Raw genomic sequence first — 12,986 nt, 5'->3', positions numbered from 1 at the left:
AGTTTTTCGACAATCAAGTGTGAAACAGGTACGGACCCGTCCGCGTCCGCGAGGGTCGGCGGCCGTGACCGAAAGGGAGGCTATTGCACCCGGCGGCCCCGATGCAAAACCGTGATCTTGATCTCAGGTTTGCTTCGGGGCCGATATCAAGTCGTGACACTATCCTGTCGGCCCCCCCGCGCGACACCCCGTGAAAGTAGTGAAATATCACAGCAAGTTGTCGTGCGGGGACCGCCGTCAGGTGTTTCAGCCGATGTTGGCGCTCAGGTCCGGTGCCATGATGTGCACCTGCTCCTGCCAGTAACCCCACTGGTGGGTACCGACGGCCGGGAACGCGTACGTGACGTTGTTGGCGCCGATGCTGGCCATCCGGACCTGGAATGCCCGGCTGTTGGCCAGTGCGATCGCTTCGAGTCCCATCGCGTTGCCGGTGTTGTAGTAATCGATGAAGCTGCGCGGCTGATCGAGACCACCCGGGAGACCGCTACCGGCGAAGACCCACACTCGGGTGCCGTTGTCGCGCAGTCGCGGGGCGAAGACGAACGGGTCGTTGCGCAACCACGCCGGGTTCCACGGCGGGCCCCACATCGCGTCGATGTTGTATCGGCCCGAATCGAGCAGAGCCAGACGCATCGCTTCGCGCATGCCGGGTGCCGAGATGTTCAGGTAGCCGGACAGCGAGCCCGCGTAGGAGAACTGATCGGGGTGGTAGGCCGCCAGCGTCAGCGCCGCGGATCCACCCATCGAGATGCCGACGACGCCGTTGCGGTTCCGGTTGAAGCCGAGCTGATTGGCGAGATTGTCGCGCAGGTTCTGCGTCAGGAACGTTTCCCACTTGTAGGTCGTCTGCTGACCGTTGAAGTTCGACGGCGCGTACCAGTCGGAGTAGAAGCTGGACTGACCACCGACGGGCTCGACGACATTGATGTTCCAGGCAGCGAGCGTCGCGCCTGCATCCGTCTCGTGCTCCCAGCCGGAGATGTCGTTCGTGGCGCGGAGGCCGTCGAGCAGGTAGACGACGCGGTCGGTGTTACCGTCCGCGGCCCGCCAGACACGGCTCTTGATCGGGCCCATGCTCGAGTCCGTCCAGAAGTCGAACGCACGCGGATCGAACGCCGCGTTGGCGGTCGCACCCGTTCCCACCACTGCCAGCCCGAGGGGTAGTGCCACAGCCATCACCAGTGACGTCAGCAAACGGCGTGTGCGCCCCCCGGCACTCTTCTTCGTTCCAAACAGCATGCAATCGACCTCTCAGCGGTTTTGGTGGGCCGTAGTGCTACGACTCGCCCGTTCAGCGTGGTGATTTCGGTCCCGACGGCCCATCAGTCACACACATCTTCGACATACATCGGCCGAAACTCGACCTCCGTTACGAAAATGAGATATCCCATCTTGGCGTCGAACCGATATCGGCGCAACTAATTGTCGGCTTGGAGAACCGGCTCTTCCAAACCACATCTCTGTATTTCGTATTTCGGCACGCGGTCGAAACGGTAACCCGCATAGAACAGCGACCGCTTGATGTTCCTGATGAACAGGTCTTTCGTCAACGGGGCCCGGTACGACGCGATCAATTCCTGTGTATCGGGGCAGGACAGCGCGACCCGCGCCTCGGTGTTCCAGTCCTCGTCCATGTACCAGGGCAGATACGGATGCTCGCCGACCATGCCGAGATCGGCGACGACCCAGTCCGGGAAGAGGTTCTTGTCGTGGCCGATGCGTCCGTTGTCCAGCCGCTCGGTGTGGGACGCCAACGGGTACGCGAGGCCCATCTGATCGATGACGCGAACGTCGAGACCGACGTTCATGCTCGTCATGCCCAGATTGAGGAAGTACACGGTATGCCCTGCGCCGCCGGGCGGGATCGGCAACGGTGGCGGCACGACGTCCCAGTACGTGAATTGCGACGACGGAAGCAGCAAGCCGCCGTCCGGCGTGTTGTCTATGGCTTCGACCATCGCACGCATACGGGGGTAGTCCAGGTAGTCCGACGCCAAGATCGGGTGCGCGTGACCGGTGTTGAGCGCGTAGAAGGCGCGCTCGTCGACGATGCCGGATCGACCGACGATCGACCCCTCGGGCATTCCCGTCGTGTTCGCCGCGAAGAATGCCCAGATCACCGTGACCACCCAGACGAAGGCACCCGCACAGAGGAGAACGACACCGCGGGTATCGGACTTCGTGGCGGGGGCGGTCAGCGGCAACACCGAGATCGGCAGCAGAAGGGTGAACAGTGCCGGGAGCAGCGTGCGTCCGTGCATGAAGTCGCCGCCGACGCGTACCGCGTACACGAGCTGCAGCACACCTGCGAGCAGTACGAACACGAGAACCGCAGTCGGCGACCGCAGCGCACGTTGCGCGCCTCCCAGTGTCTTCGGGAGTTGCACCTTCCGCGGCGTGCCCGTCGTGACGACGGCGCCGACGAGGAGCAACAGCAGTGGCAACCACAGCATGTACGGGCCGAGAAGATTCCACAGGTAGTCCAAGCCCTGTGCCCATTTGGCGCCGCCCGCATCCTTCGCCACCGCGGTGTTGGGGTACGGCAGGCCGTAGTAGCCCATGCGCCAGATCTGGTAGGCCACGGGGACGGCGCCGGCGAACACGAACACGAGGAACCGACTCGGCCAGGTCTGCGGGGCCAGGAAGATCATGGCGAGCGCGAGCCCGGACAGGATGACCAGCTCGGGGCGAACGAGCGGGCCGAGGCCCGCCCAGAACGACAGGAACAGCAGCTTCGCCTGGTCACTCCGCAGGCTGCGCTCCCGCGCCGCCTCGCCGATGTCTCGCGTCGCCCACCGGACCATGAGCAGCCACAGCGTCGCGATCCAGAAGATGACCAGGCAGGTCTCGAGTCCCGACGTCGCGAAGTCACGTGCAGGCGGGACGGCGATGTAGACGAGTACGCCGGCGGGAAGAAAGATGCGCTTCGCGCCCGTGCGCGGAAAGTTGGGCCCTGGGCCAACTATCCGCTCACGAGCACGAAGTGCATAGGTGCCGATCATCGCGATCGCGATGGCGGCGGTCGACAGGACGAGCGCGATCGTCAGCACGACGTACTCGATGCGCGCCTCGCTCAGCCAGCTGCCCGCGTAGACGAGGTACGTCCAGATCGTGCTGGTGTTGGTCTCGACGCGTTCGCCCGCGTTGAAGACCGGCCCGTTGCCCGCCAGGAGGTTGCGGACGGTGCGAAGGACGATCAGACCGTCGTCGGCGATCCACCGTCGTTCCCAGGCGCCGAACAGGAACAGCAGGCTGGAGACGGCGACGCCGATACCGAAGATCGCTGTGGTGAGGGGGGTACGCGAGCTGACCGAGGGCGCGTCGGGTGCGGGGTCGGTCAGTGCCTCACGCGAGGTAGACAGCGACACCCACTACTCCGATCCACGCAAGGGCGAGCACCTGCAACACCCTGTCGCCCAGCGCGATCTCCTCCGGTTCACCGGCCTGACCCCCGTCGACGTCCACCGCGTACCGCAGGATCGCGATGGTGAACGGAATCATCGAGATCGCGAACCAGTTTGTCGAGGTTTCGGCGTCTTGTTCGAAGGCCCACAGTCCATAGCAAATCACGACGGCCGTCGCGGACAACGTCCAGACGAACCGAAGGTAGGTGGTTGTGTAGTTCTCGAGCGACTTACGGATCTTCGCGCCGGTACGTTCTGCCAGCTGAAGCTCGGCGTAGCGCTTGCCCGCGGCCATGAACAACGAGCCGAACGCCATGATCAACAGGAACCACTGCGACAGCGGAATCGATGCGGCGACGCCACCCGCGATGGCGCGAAGCAGGAAGCCCGACGAGACGATGCAGATGTCGAGCACGGCCTGGTGCTTGAGCCCGAAGCAGTAGGCGAGCTGGATCGCGATGTAGACGGCGATGACCAGCGCGAGCTTCCAGTTCGCGAGGAACGACAGTCCGATCGCCAGCACGATGCAGGCGATGGCCATGCCGTACGCCAGCGGGACGGGCAGTACGCCCGCGGCGATGGGCCGGAAACGCTTGGTGGGGTGCGCACGGTCGGCCTCGACGTCCATCGCGTCGTTGACCAGGTAGACACCCGATGCCGCGAAGCAGAAGACGACGAACGCCAGACCCACGGGCAGCAGGACGTCGGCCTGCGTCACCGATCCCGCGGCGAGCGGGGCAGCCAGGACCAGGACGTTCTTGACCCACTGACGTGGACGCAGGGCCTTGATGATCCCGTCGACCAGGTTCTTCGGGGGCGCCCCGACGGCAGTAGCTTCCTCGCTCATGAATCTCCTTCGAACTTGCGCACGGCGGCTGCGGACAGAGCGCCGAGCGCAGTTCCGGCAAGTACATCTGTGGGGTAGTGCACACCGAGGACGAGCCGCGACAGCAGCATCGGAGGCACCAGGACCGCAGGCAAGGGTAGACCGGTGAGCCGTCCGAGCAGAATCGCGGCTGCCGTCGTCGAGGTGGCGTGCGACGACGGGAAGCTCAGCTTGCTGGGCGTCGAGACGTTGATCTGGACGCTCGGGTCGTTCGGTCGAGGGCGACGGACGACGCGTTTGATCACGATCGACGCCGCATGCGAGCCGACGGCACCGACGGCGACGCCTGCCCACTGCTTGCGACGCGTCGAGTCCAGAGCCGCGCCGACGCCTGCGACGGCCACCCAGCCGAGCGCGTGCTCGCCGAAGTGGGACATGCCGCGTGCGACGGAGATCGCGCCCGGCTGGGCTGCGACGGTCTTCTGGATTTTCGACAGGATGCGAACTTCGGCGGCTGCCTCGCTCTGGTTCTTACGCCTCGTAACGAAAGACACGTTCCCAGGTTTCCTTACTGGTGAGGTGAGGGACGGCGTCGCGATAGCGACCCTTGAGATCGGGGAAGCGGCGAGACAGTTCCGTCCGCAGCGCCATGGCTTCCTTGAACAGAGCCGCCGCCTTCTCGCGGTCACGCTGCCGGTACACGACGCCACGGCCGTCGGCAGTGGTGACGGTGACCCCGTCGACCTGGGACAGCAGGAACCAGCGTGCGTCGAGCGTCGGCACGTTGAGCTGCGGGCGCTCGTGATGACGCGTGTGCGCGGGCTTGACGTTGTGGATCAGGCCCTTCGCGAGACGGCCGATCTTCGCGAGCGGGTTGGTGGGCAGGCCGACGGCTCCCACCTCTTCGCCGGACGCCAGCGGCAGTTCCGTCGAGGAGCCGACGACGACGGCGTCCGGGTAGTTCTTGCGCAGCGCGTGCACATCGCCGAGCGACGTCGGCAGGATGTCCAGGATGTGTTCGGGTCCTTCGAGGAAGTCGCGGATCGCCTTGTTCTGGATTGCGACGGTCGAGTACTCGAGGCACAGCAGATGCTTGATCGTCGCCTTGACGGTGTCGAGGACGAGTCCTCGGCCGTTGCCCGGCATGTGCAGCGCCGCGACGACGAGACGGTTACGCAGGTGGAAGTACGCCTGCCAGTCGATGGCGTCGTCCTTGTCGCTCCACGCCATGTGCCAGATCGCGGCACCGGGCAGAGTGACCGTCGGGTAGCCGGCTTCCCGTGCGCGCAAACCGTATTCGGCGTCGTCCCATTTGATGAACAGCGGGAGCGGCTGGCCGAGTTCCTCCGCGACGACGCGCGGGATCATGCACATCCACCAACCGTTGTAGTCGACGTCGATACGCCGGTGCATCAACTTGCTGGAGCGCAAAGGGTTTTCGCTGAAGTCGTGGTCGTACTCGACGTTCTGGGCACCGGTCCACATGAAGTTGGTCCGGTTGACGACCTCACCCATGACGTGAAGGTGACTGCGCGCCTGCAGATTCAGCATCTGTCCGCCGACGAGTGTCGGTACTTTCGCGAAGCGGGACATCGCGAGGGCACGCAGGATCGAGTCCGGCTCGATCTCGATGTCGTCGTCCATGAACAGGATGTGCTGCGCCGACGTGTTGTTCAGCGCCTCGTACATGATGCGGCTGTATCCGCCGGAGCCGCCGAGGTTTGCCTGGTCGTGGACGGCAAGCCTGCCACCCAGAGTTGCGGCGGCCGCGTCGAAACCGGGTTCGTCCTTGGCTTTTCGGGTTCCCTGGTCCGGCATGATGACGGCGTCGATCACCTCGAGAACCAGCGGGTCCGATCCGAGCGCCTCCAACGCCTTGACGGCGTCGGTCGGGCGGTTGAACGTCGGGATTCCGACGGCGACGCTTGCCTCGCCCGGCGCCTCGATCGGCGCGTACCAGCCTGCGCTCTCGAGCACGACCTCGCTGTCGGAGGTGATGTCGAACCAGATCCAACCGCCGTCCTCGAACGGGCCGAGATCGATCAGGAACTCTTGTGTCGCATCGGATTCGACGACCTCGCGGCCCTCGACGTGGATGCGCGACGCATCGGCCTTGGACCGGTAGACGTCGATGCGGCAGTGCCCGGAGACCTCGACGCGCAGCACGACGGACGTCAGGATGCTGTAGCGCCGCCAGTAGCTGGCCGGGAACGCGTTGAAGTAGGTGCAGAACGAGACCTCGGACTCAGCACCGACGGTCAACGACGTGCGCGAGAGCGAATGCGCCCGTCGCGCATTGGTCGTCGCTTCCTCGAGGTAGAGCGTGCGCACGTCGAGCGGCTCACCGGATCGCGGCAGCAGAATTCTCTGCAGAAGCGACTTGCCGAGAACCTCGGTGACGTCCTGGACACCGTCGTCGAGCAAGTGTTTGGCCGTCATTTGTCCCCCGTCAGCGCAGCGCCCGACTCGAAGTGCGGGACGAGCGTGTTGTCGTACATGTTGAGCGCGCTGGCGATGGCCATGTGCATGTCCAGGTACTGGTACGTGCCGAGGCGACCACCGAACAGCACGCCCGCGTCGGCCGTTTCCTTCTTGGCCAGGTCGCGGTACGCCTCGAGCTTCGCGCGGTCGTCGGGGGTGTTGATCGGGTAGTACGGCTCGTCGCCGCTTTCCGCGAACCGCGAGAACTCGCGCATGATCACCGTCTTGTCCGACGGGTACTCGCGCTCGGGGTGGAAGTGGCGGAACTCGTGAATACGGGTGTACGAGACGTCGCCGTCGTTGTAGTTCATGACGGGCGTGCCCTGGAAGTCGCCCGTCGGCAATACCTCGGTTTCGAAATCGAGTGTGCGCCAACCGAGTTCGCCCTCGGCGTAGTCGAAGTACGCGTCGAGGGGACCGGTGTAGACGATCGGAGCGTCGGGGCTCTCGGCCGTCAGCTCCGCCTTGACGTCGAACCAGTCGGTGTTCAACCGAACCTCGACGAGCTCGTTGTCGGCCATCTTCTCGAGCCACGCCGTGTAGCCGTCGACGGGAAGGCCCTCGTAGGTGTCGTTGAAGTAGCGGTTGTCGAAGTTGTAGCGGACCGGCAGACGCGTGATGTTGCCCGCGGGCAGATTCTTCGGATCGGTCTGCCACTGCTTGGCCGTGTAGTCGCGGATGAACGCCTCGTACAGCGGGCGGCCGATCAGCGAGATGGCCTTCTCTTCGAGGTTCTGCGCGTCCTTGGCGTCGAACTCGCTGGACTGCTCCTCGATGAGGGCGCGCGCCTCTGCAGGCGAGTAGTACTTGCCGAAGAACTGCGAGATCAGACCGAGGCCCATCGGGAACTGGTACGACTGCCCGTTGTGCATCGCGAAGACGCGGTGCTGGTAGCTCGTGAACTCGGTGAACTGGTTGACGTAGTCCCAGACCCGCTTGTTCGAGGTGTGGAACAGGTGCGCGCCGTACTTGTGGATCTCGATGCCGGTCTCCGGCTCGGCCTCCGAGTACGCGTTGCCGCCGATGTGGTGACGACGGTCGAGGACGAGGACGCGCTTGCCCAGCTGCGACGCCGAACGCTCCGCCACGGTCAGGCCGAAGAATCCGGATCCGACGACGATGAGGTCGTATCGGCCGGTCACGGAGGCATCTCGGGCAGAAGACGAAGGAGTTACAGCAGTCACGGGCAACCAGGGTATCCGACGCCGGCAGATGTGCCGTCCATGGTTGGTTCGCCGGCGGATTGCCCAGTCACCGGCGCAGCAGGTATGTATCCATCACCCAGCCGTGCTCGGCCTTGAGCTGCGCACGCACCTGCTCGATCTCGCCGATGCAGTCGTCGAGCGGCCCGGCCACCAACTGTTCATCGTCCGTTCCCAGGTTGGCTCCCCAATGAATACTCCACCGGCCGTCGCCGACCAGGCTGCGGCAGGTCAGGTGGCCGTCGAGCATGACGACGACGTTGTCCGCCCCCGCGTTCACGTCGTCGAGCAGGGCCCGTCCGGTCGTGATCACGATCGGCCCGCCGATGCGATTGAGCACCAACCGGTGCGCCGCTGCGAGCATCGACACACTGCTGATGCCAGGGGTGACGTCGAAATCGATGCCCAGCCTCTCGACGACTCGAATGGTGCTGTCGTAGAGCGCCGGGTCGCCCCAGACCAGGAAACCGATCGTCGACGACGGATCCAGCTGCGCCAGGACCTCCTCGTACGCGCGGGCACGGGCGTCGTGCCAGTCGAGCACCGCGGTGCCGTAATCGCCGGGCTTCCGGTCGCGCTCCGGATCGGGCACCTGAATGACCGTCGGCTCACCGGGAACGTGGCGACGCAGGATCTCGGCGCGCGCCTGGGCGAGGTCGCCCACCGAGGAGCCCTTGTCGGCGACGAGAAAGACGTCGACCTCACGGAGCTTGGCGACGGCCTGGACGGTGATCTGGTCGGGATGGCCTCCGCCGATTCCGACGAGATGCGCCCTCACGCGTCGCCCCCCGGCCGTTCCGGTCGTTCCGCGGGCTCCACTCCTGGTCGTTCGCGGCACGCGTCGTACAGGTGCGATTCGACGCCCGGAGTGCGGCCCACCGCAGGCCCGACCAGGATCACTGCCGCCTGCCGAAGCCCCGCGGCCTCGACCTGATCCGCGATGTCGGCGAGTGTTCCCGTCAGAACGAGCTGATCCGGCTTGCTGGCGTGGAACACGACGGCAGCGGGGCAGTCGGACCCGTAGAACTCGACCAGCTCGTCGGCCAGAACCCGGGCGCGCGTGATCGCGAGGTGCAGCACCAGCGTCGCGCCGGTCGCCGCGAAGTTCGTGAGCGCCTCGGCGTCGGGCATCGCGGTGGAGCGTGCCTGGGTCCGCGTCAGGACGACGGACTGCGTGACCTCGGGAACCGTCAGTTCGACGCGCAACGTCGCCGCTGCGGCCGCGTACGCCGGCACCCCAGGCGTGACGTCCCACGGCACACCTGCCCGGTCCAGGCGCGCGGACTGCTCCGCGAGCGCCGAATAGAGAGACGGGTCACCCGAGCACAACCTGGCGACGTCCTCACCGCGTTCGTGCGCGGCGACGAGCTCGGCGGTGATCGCGTCGAGATCCATCCTTGCCGTATCGACCTTCCGAACATCGTCGGGGCAATGCGCGAGGACGGCGTCGTCGATGTAGGTGCCCGCATAGACGCAGACCGGGCTGGTTCGGAGTAACTCCGCCGCGCGCAGCGTCAGCAGATCTGCGGCGCCCGGGCCGGCGCCGATGAAGTGAACAGTCACGAGCAGCAGCCTAAATCGGGTCGCTCCTGCGGACTCCACGCCCAACCCCAGGCACGGAGCCCGACGCGCCGCGGCCCCTCGGATCCCCGCACTGGCTAACTCTCAAGCTAAGGTTTAGCCTTGTGTCTGATGAGGTTGTTGTTACTCGTGTGACTTGATTCAAGCATCAACAGTCACACACGTAACAACAGCATCGAAGCTTGCGGACATTGGATCTGAACGGAAGCAGAACGCGTCGCACCGTCGCCGGAAGCTTCGCGGCGGAGGCCATGGCAGTACCGGTCGCCCGTCGCACCCAACAACCAGGGAGAAACGCCTTGCACCGTCGAACGAAGCCGTCGATCGTTCTCGGCGCAGTCGCCTTGCTGGCCGTCGCGGGCCCCGTGACGGTCTACAGCATCTCCGGCGACGCTGCGTCCACCGATGTTCGATCGGCCAACGAGACCACCCCTGTCACCGTGCCGACCAAGATCGTCGAGACAGCGCTCGAATCCGCGCCGGACATCGTCCTCCCCCTCGCAGAACTCACGGGTCTGCCGTTGCCGGACCTGCGCCTCTCCGACCTGAAGTACCTACCTCTTCCGGACAACATCACGCTTCCTGCGATCCCGGAGATCCCCGGCCTGACCGTTCCGGCACCGACGAGCCCGTCGGCGCAAGCTCCCATTCCCGGCCTGGAGCGCAACAACGCATCGGCACCGATTTCCCCGTCCGCCGACGACCCGGGCGCCCCCTTGGGTGCCGTCGTCAAGGAACTGCGTCAGGACGACCCCTTCAGCATGGTCGCGCTGACGTCGACGGCTCTCGACGGGGCTGTCGCGCAGGTCCGCCGCCAGCTCGACGACGGTTCGTGGGGCCCGTGGATCGCGACGGAACCGATCGACACCGCCGCGAGCGACGCCGCACCCGTGCCCGACAAGAAGGGCACCGAACCGATCTTCGTCGGCGCGACGAAGGCCGTGCAGATGCTGCTGACGCCGCGGCCCGGATCTGCCGTTCCCGCACAGGAACTCGCACCGGCACCCGAGGCAACACCTGTTCCCGAGGCGCAGGCACCCGCTCCCGAAGCGCAGGCACCCGCTCCCGAAGCGGCAGCACCCGATCTCGGGTACACACCCGCGTCGGTCTCGAAGCCGCTGCGCCAGCAGGAAACTCCCGTCGCGGACGCATTGGCCGACATCAGTGCCGTGCTCATCCAGCCGGGAAGCTCGCCTGCGGACTCCGCGCTCGCCGACCTCGCGACGCCCGTCGCCGGTGATGCAGGGCCGAAGGTCATCTCGCGTGCACAGTGGGGTGCCGACGAATCGATCCGCTGCGCCAACCCGACGTACGACGACTTCCTCGGTGGCGCAACGGTTCACCACACCGCAGGCAGCAACGACTACTCCAAGTCCGAGTCGGCCGAGATCGTCCGCGCGATCTACGCCTACCACGCACAGACGCTCGGCTGGTGCGACGTCGGCTACAACGTGCTGGTCGACAAGTACGGCCAGATCTTCGAGGGTCGCGCAGGCGGACTCGACAAGCCGGTCCAGGGCGCGCACGCCGGTGGCTTCAACGAGAACACCATGGGCATCGCGATGATGGGTGACTACACGTCGCAGTCGCCGTCGCAGGAAACCCTCGACTCGGTCGGCAAGTTCCTCGGATGGCGTTTGGGCAAGGCAGGTCTCGACCCCAAGGGTGAGACCACGATGACGTCCGAAGGCACGAACTACACGTTCATCGGCCAGGGCCAGAGCGTCGACCTGCCGGTGATCTTCGCGCACCGCGACGTCGGAAACACGACGTGCCCCGGCGACGCCGCCTACTCGAAGATGGACGAGATTCGCGACATCGCGGCCGCGAATCTCGGGGGCGGAAGCGTCGACACCGCTCCTGCACCGTCGGTGGACGAGCCGGAACAGGCAACGCCGTCGTCACCGGGAACGGATGCGAGCAGCACTGTCGGACAGAACATTCCGGCTCTCGTCGACGAACTGGTTCGCCTTGCGAGCTCGAACCCCATCGCGAAGAAGTGGCTCGACTCCGGCGGTGAGACAGGATCGCTCGGCACCCCCGTCAGCGGTCTGGTCCAGGTCAAGGGCGGCGGCGAAGCCGCGGCGTTCACCAACGGGTCTATCTTCACTTCGCTTGCCGGACAAGCTGTATCGGTGATCGGCAAGATCTTCGAGCAGTTCATGGCCCTCGGCGGCGAGAACGGTGAACTCGGTCTGCCGATGACGGACGAGTACCGGGTTCCGGAAGGTCTGCGCACCGACTTCGAGAACGGGTCGCTGATCTTCAACGAGCTCACCGGCATCGTCACGACCGTCATCAAGACGTACAACGACACGTACGAGCAGGAGATGCAGAATCCTGTCGCTGCCCCGGTCGAGCCCGCTCCCCCGGCTCCGGCCCCGTAGCAGTTCCGCCCAGAGAAATGCCCCCGCACAACGGCGTGCGGGGGCATTCAGCGTTCTCGGGGCCGTGGGCTCTGGGGGCCGTGGGCTTTGGGGACCGGGGGCTGGCGCGGCATCGATGCGCCGAGGTAGCCGTCCAACGGCTGCCGGGGACCATCGATGCCACCGGGGAGGGCCGAACCGTCACCACCAACGCTCGAGGACCCGCGCGACGCCGTCGTCGGCGTTGGTGGCCGTGACCTCGTTCGCGACGGCCAGAGCGGCGGGATGCGCGTTGCCCATGGCGACGCCGAGGCCCACCATTTTCAGCATCGGCACGTCGTTGGGCATGTCGCCGAACGCCGCGATCTCGCCGACCGCGACGCCGAGCCGCTCGGCGACGACCGAGAGCCCCGACGCCTTGGTGACACCGGGCGCAGAGAGTTCGATCAGTCCGTTGTCGGTGGAGAACGTCAGGTCGGCGCGACCGTCGACGAGCGGTTCCAAGGCGTCGACCATCTCTCCGCTGGATGCGCTGGACAGTCGGATGAGCAGTTTCACGGCCGGGACGTCGAGAACCTCGTCCTGCGAGACCTCGGTGTTGTCCGGGTTCAGCCAGGCGTGTTCGTAGCCGGGTGAGCTGACGAACTGCGGGGTCGCGGCGTCGTGAGCGGTGGCGCCGACGCGTTCCGCGGCGAGACCACAGCCCGGCAGGGTGCGGTAGGCGATGTCGGCGAGCCAGCGCAGCGTGTCGCTGGACAGTGTCTGCGCGTCGAGGATGCGGTCGGTGCCACTGTCGTAGACGACGGCCCCGTTGGCGCACACGCACATGGGGGCGTACCCGAGTTGCTCGACGACGGGCCCGATCCAGCGCGGCGGACGGCCGGTGGACAGCACGAACGGCGTTCCTTCGGCGGCCATGGCCAGCACGGCCCTGCGGGTACGCGGGGTGACGTTCTCGTGCGGGTCGAGGAGCGTGCCGTCGACGTCGCTGGCAACGAGGCGGGGCTGGATACGGCTGGTTTCAGGCATCAGGGTCATTCTGCCGTACCGACATCCGCGCCAGTGGAGCGGAGCCCCACCCAGGGTGGAAAAACCACCACCTCAGGGTGCACGCCACCACCTCGAG

At 65.9% G+C, this 12,986-nt stretch carries 10 protein-coding genes; 1 reads left to right on the top strand and 9 read right to left on the bottom strand.

The genetic code is table 11. From position 1 onward, the window contains the following. Positions 1 to 246 precede the first annotated feature (246 nt). From A3K89_RS20725 to cobM, 8 genes are all read right to left on the bottom strand, one after another. Positions 247 to 1,176, bottom strand: coding sequence for an alpha/beta hydrolase (locus A3K89_RS20725; RefSeq protein ID WP_068430126.1), 930 nt, complete (start codon positions 1,174 to 1,176; stop codon positions 247 to 249). A 242-nt stretch (positions 1,177 to 1,418) separates the two neighbouring features. Next, positions 1,419 to 3,368, bottom strand: a complete 1,950-nt coding sequence (gene zomB / locus A3K89_RS20720; RefSeq protein WP_302050742.1) for a flagellar motor control protein ZomB — start codon at positions 3,366 to 3,368, stop codon at positions 1,419 to 1,421. After that, complete coding sequence (locus tag A3K89_RS20715; RefSeq protein WP_068430006.1) at positions 3,346 to 4,251, bottom strand: decaprenyl-phosphate phosphoribosyltransferase; 906 nt, start codon at positions 4,249 to 4,251, stop codon at positions 3,346 to 3,348. The genes zomB and A3K89_RS20715 overlap by 23 nt, the downstream gene beginning before the upstream one ends. Next, positions 4,248 to 4,730, bottom strand: coding sequence for a phosphatase PAP2 family protein (locus A3K89_RS20710; RefSeq protein ID WP_371828820.1), 483 nt, complete (start codon positions 4,728 to 4,730; stop codon positions 4,248 to 4,250). Before A3K89_RS20710 ends, A3K89_RS20715 begins: the two co-directional genes overlap by 4 nt. A gap of 31 nt (positions 4,731 to 4,761) precedes the next feature. After that, positions 4,762 to 6,669, bottom strand: coding sequence for a glycosyltransferase (locus A3K89_RS20705; RefSeq protein WP_068429998.1), 1,908 nt, complete (start codon positions 6,667 to 6,669; stop codon positions 4,762 to 4,764). Further along, positions 6,666 to 7,895, bottom strand: coding sequence for a UDP-galactopyranose mutase (gene glf, locus A3K89_RS20700; protein ID WP_174551478.1), 1,230 nt, complete (start codon positions 7,893 to 7,895; stop codon positions 6,666 to 6,668). Before glf ends, A3K89_RS20705 begins: the two co-directional genes overlap by 4 nt. A 67-nt stretch (positions 7,896 to 7,962) precedes the next feature. Next, the gene (gene cobF / locus A3K89_RS20695; protein ID WP_068429995.1) at positions 7,963 to 8,691 is read right to left on the bottom strand and encodes a precorrin-6A synthase (deacetylating); all 729 of its coding nucleotides are present in this window, start codon (positions 8,689 to 8,691) and stop codon (positions 7,963 to 7,965) included. Then, a complete protein-coding gene (gene cobM, locus A3K89_RS20690; RefSeq protein ID WP_068429993.1) occupies positions 8,688 to 9,476 on the bottom strand; it encodes a precorrin-4 C(11)-methyltransferase in 789 nt (262 codons plus the stop codon). The genes cobF and cobM overlap by 4 nt, the downstream gene beginning before the upstream one ends. A gap of 317 nt (positions 9,477 to 9,793) precedes the next feature. Here cobM and A3K89_RS20685 point away from each other — a divergent pair, with 317 nt between their 5' ends. After that, complete coding sequence (locus A3K89_RS20685; protein ID WP_068430124.1) at positions 9,794 to 11,881, top strand: N-acetylmuramoyl-L-alanine amidase; 2,088 nt, start codon at positions 9,794 to 9,796, stop codon at positions 11,879 to 11,881. Between the two features lie 180 nt (positions 11,882 to 12,061). On the opposite strand, the gene A3K89_RS20680 is transcribed toward A3K89_RS20685, so the two are convergent. Next, a complete protein-coding gene (locus tag A3K89_RS20680; RefSeq protein WP_068429991.1) occupies positions 12,062 to 12,898 on the bottom strand; it encodes a Cof-type HAD-IIB family hydrolase in 837 nt (278 codons plus the stop codon). Positions 12,899 to 12,986 lie beyond the last annotated feature (88 nt).

It is taken from the genome of Rhodococcoides kyotonense (assembly GCF_001645385.1).
In the GTDB taxonomy this organism is placed as follows: Bacteria; Actinomycetota; Actinomycetes; order Mycobacteriales; family Mycobacteriaceae; genus Rhodococcoides; species Rhodococcoides kyotonensis_B.
Note: the sequence above shows the minus strand (reverse complement) of the source record. Positions and strands in the feature narration are given on the sequence as shown.

What these genes read in the sequence shown, in the direction of transcription:
- A3K89_RS20725 (WP_068430126.1), bottom strand. Translation starts at nt 1,176, where the DNA reads ATGGCTGTGGCACTACCCCTCGGGCTGGCAGTGGTGGGAACGGGTGCG.
- A3K89_RS20715 (WP_068430006.1), bottom strand. Translation starts at nt 4,251, where the DNA reads ATGAGCGAGGAAGCTACTGCCGTCGGGGCGCCCCCGAAGAACCTGGTC.
- A3K89_RS20705 (WP_068429998.1), bottom strand. Translation starts at nt 6,669, where the DNA reads ATGACGGCCAAACACTTGCTCGACGACGGTGTCCAGGACGTCACCGAG.
- A3K89_RS20680 (WP_068429991.1), bottom strand. Translation starts at nt 12,898, where the DNA reads ATGACCCTGATGCCTGAAACCAGCCGTATCCAGCCCCGCCTCGTTGCC.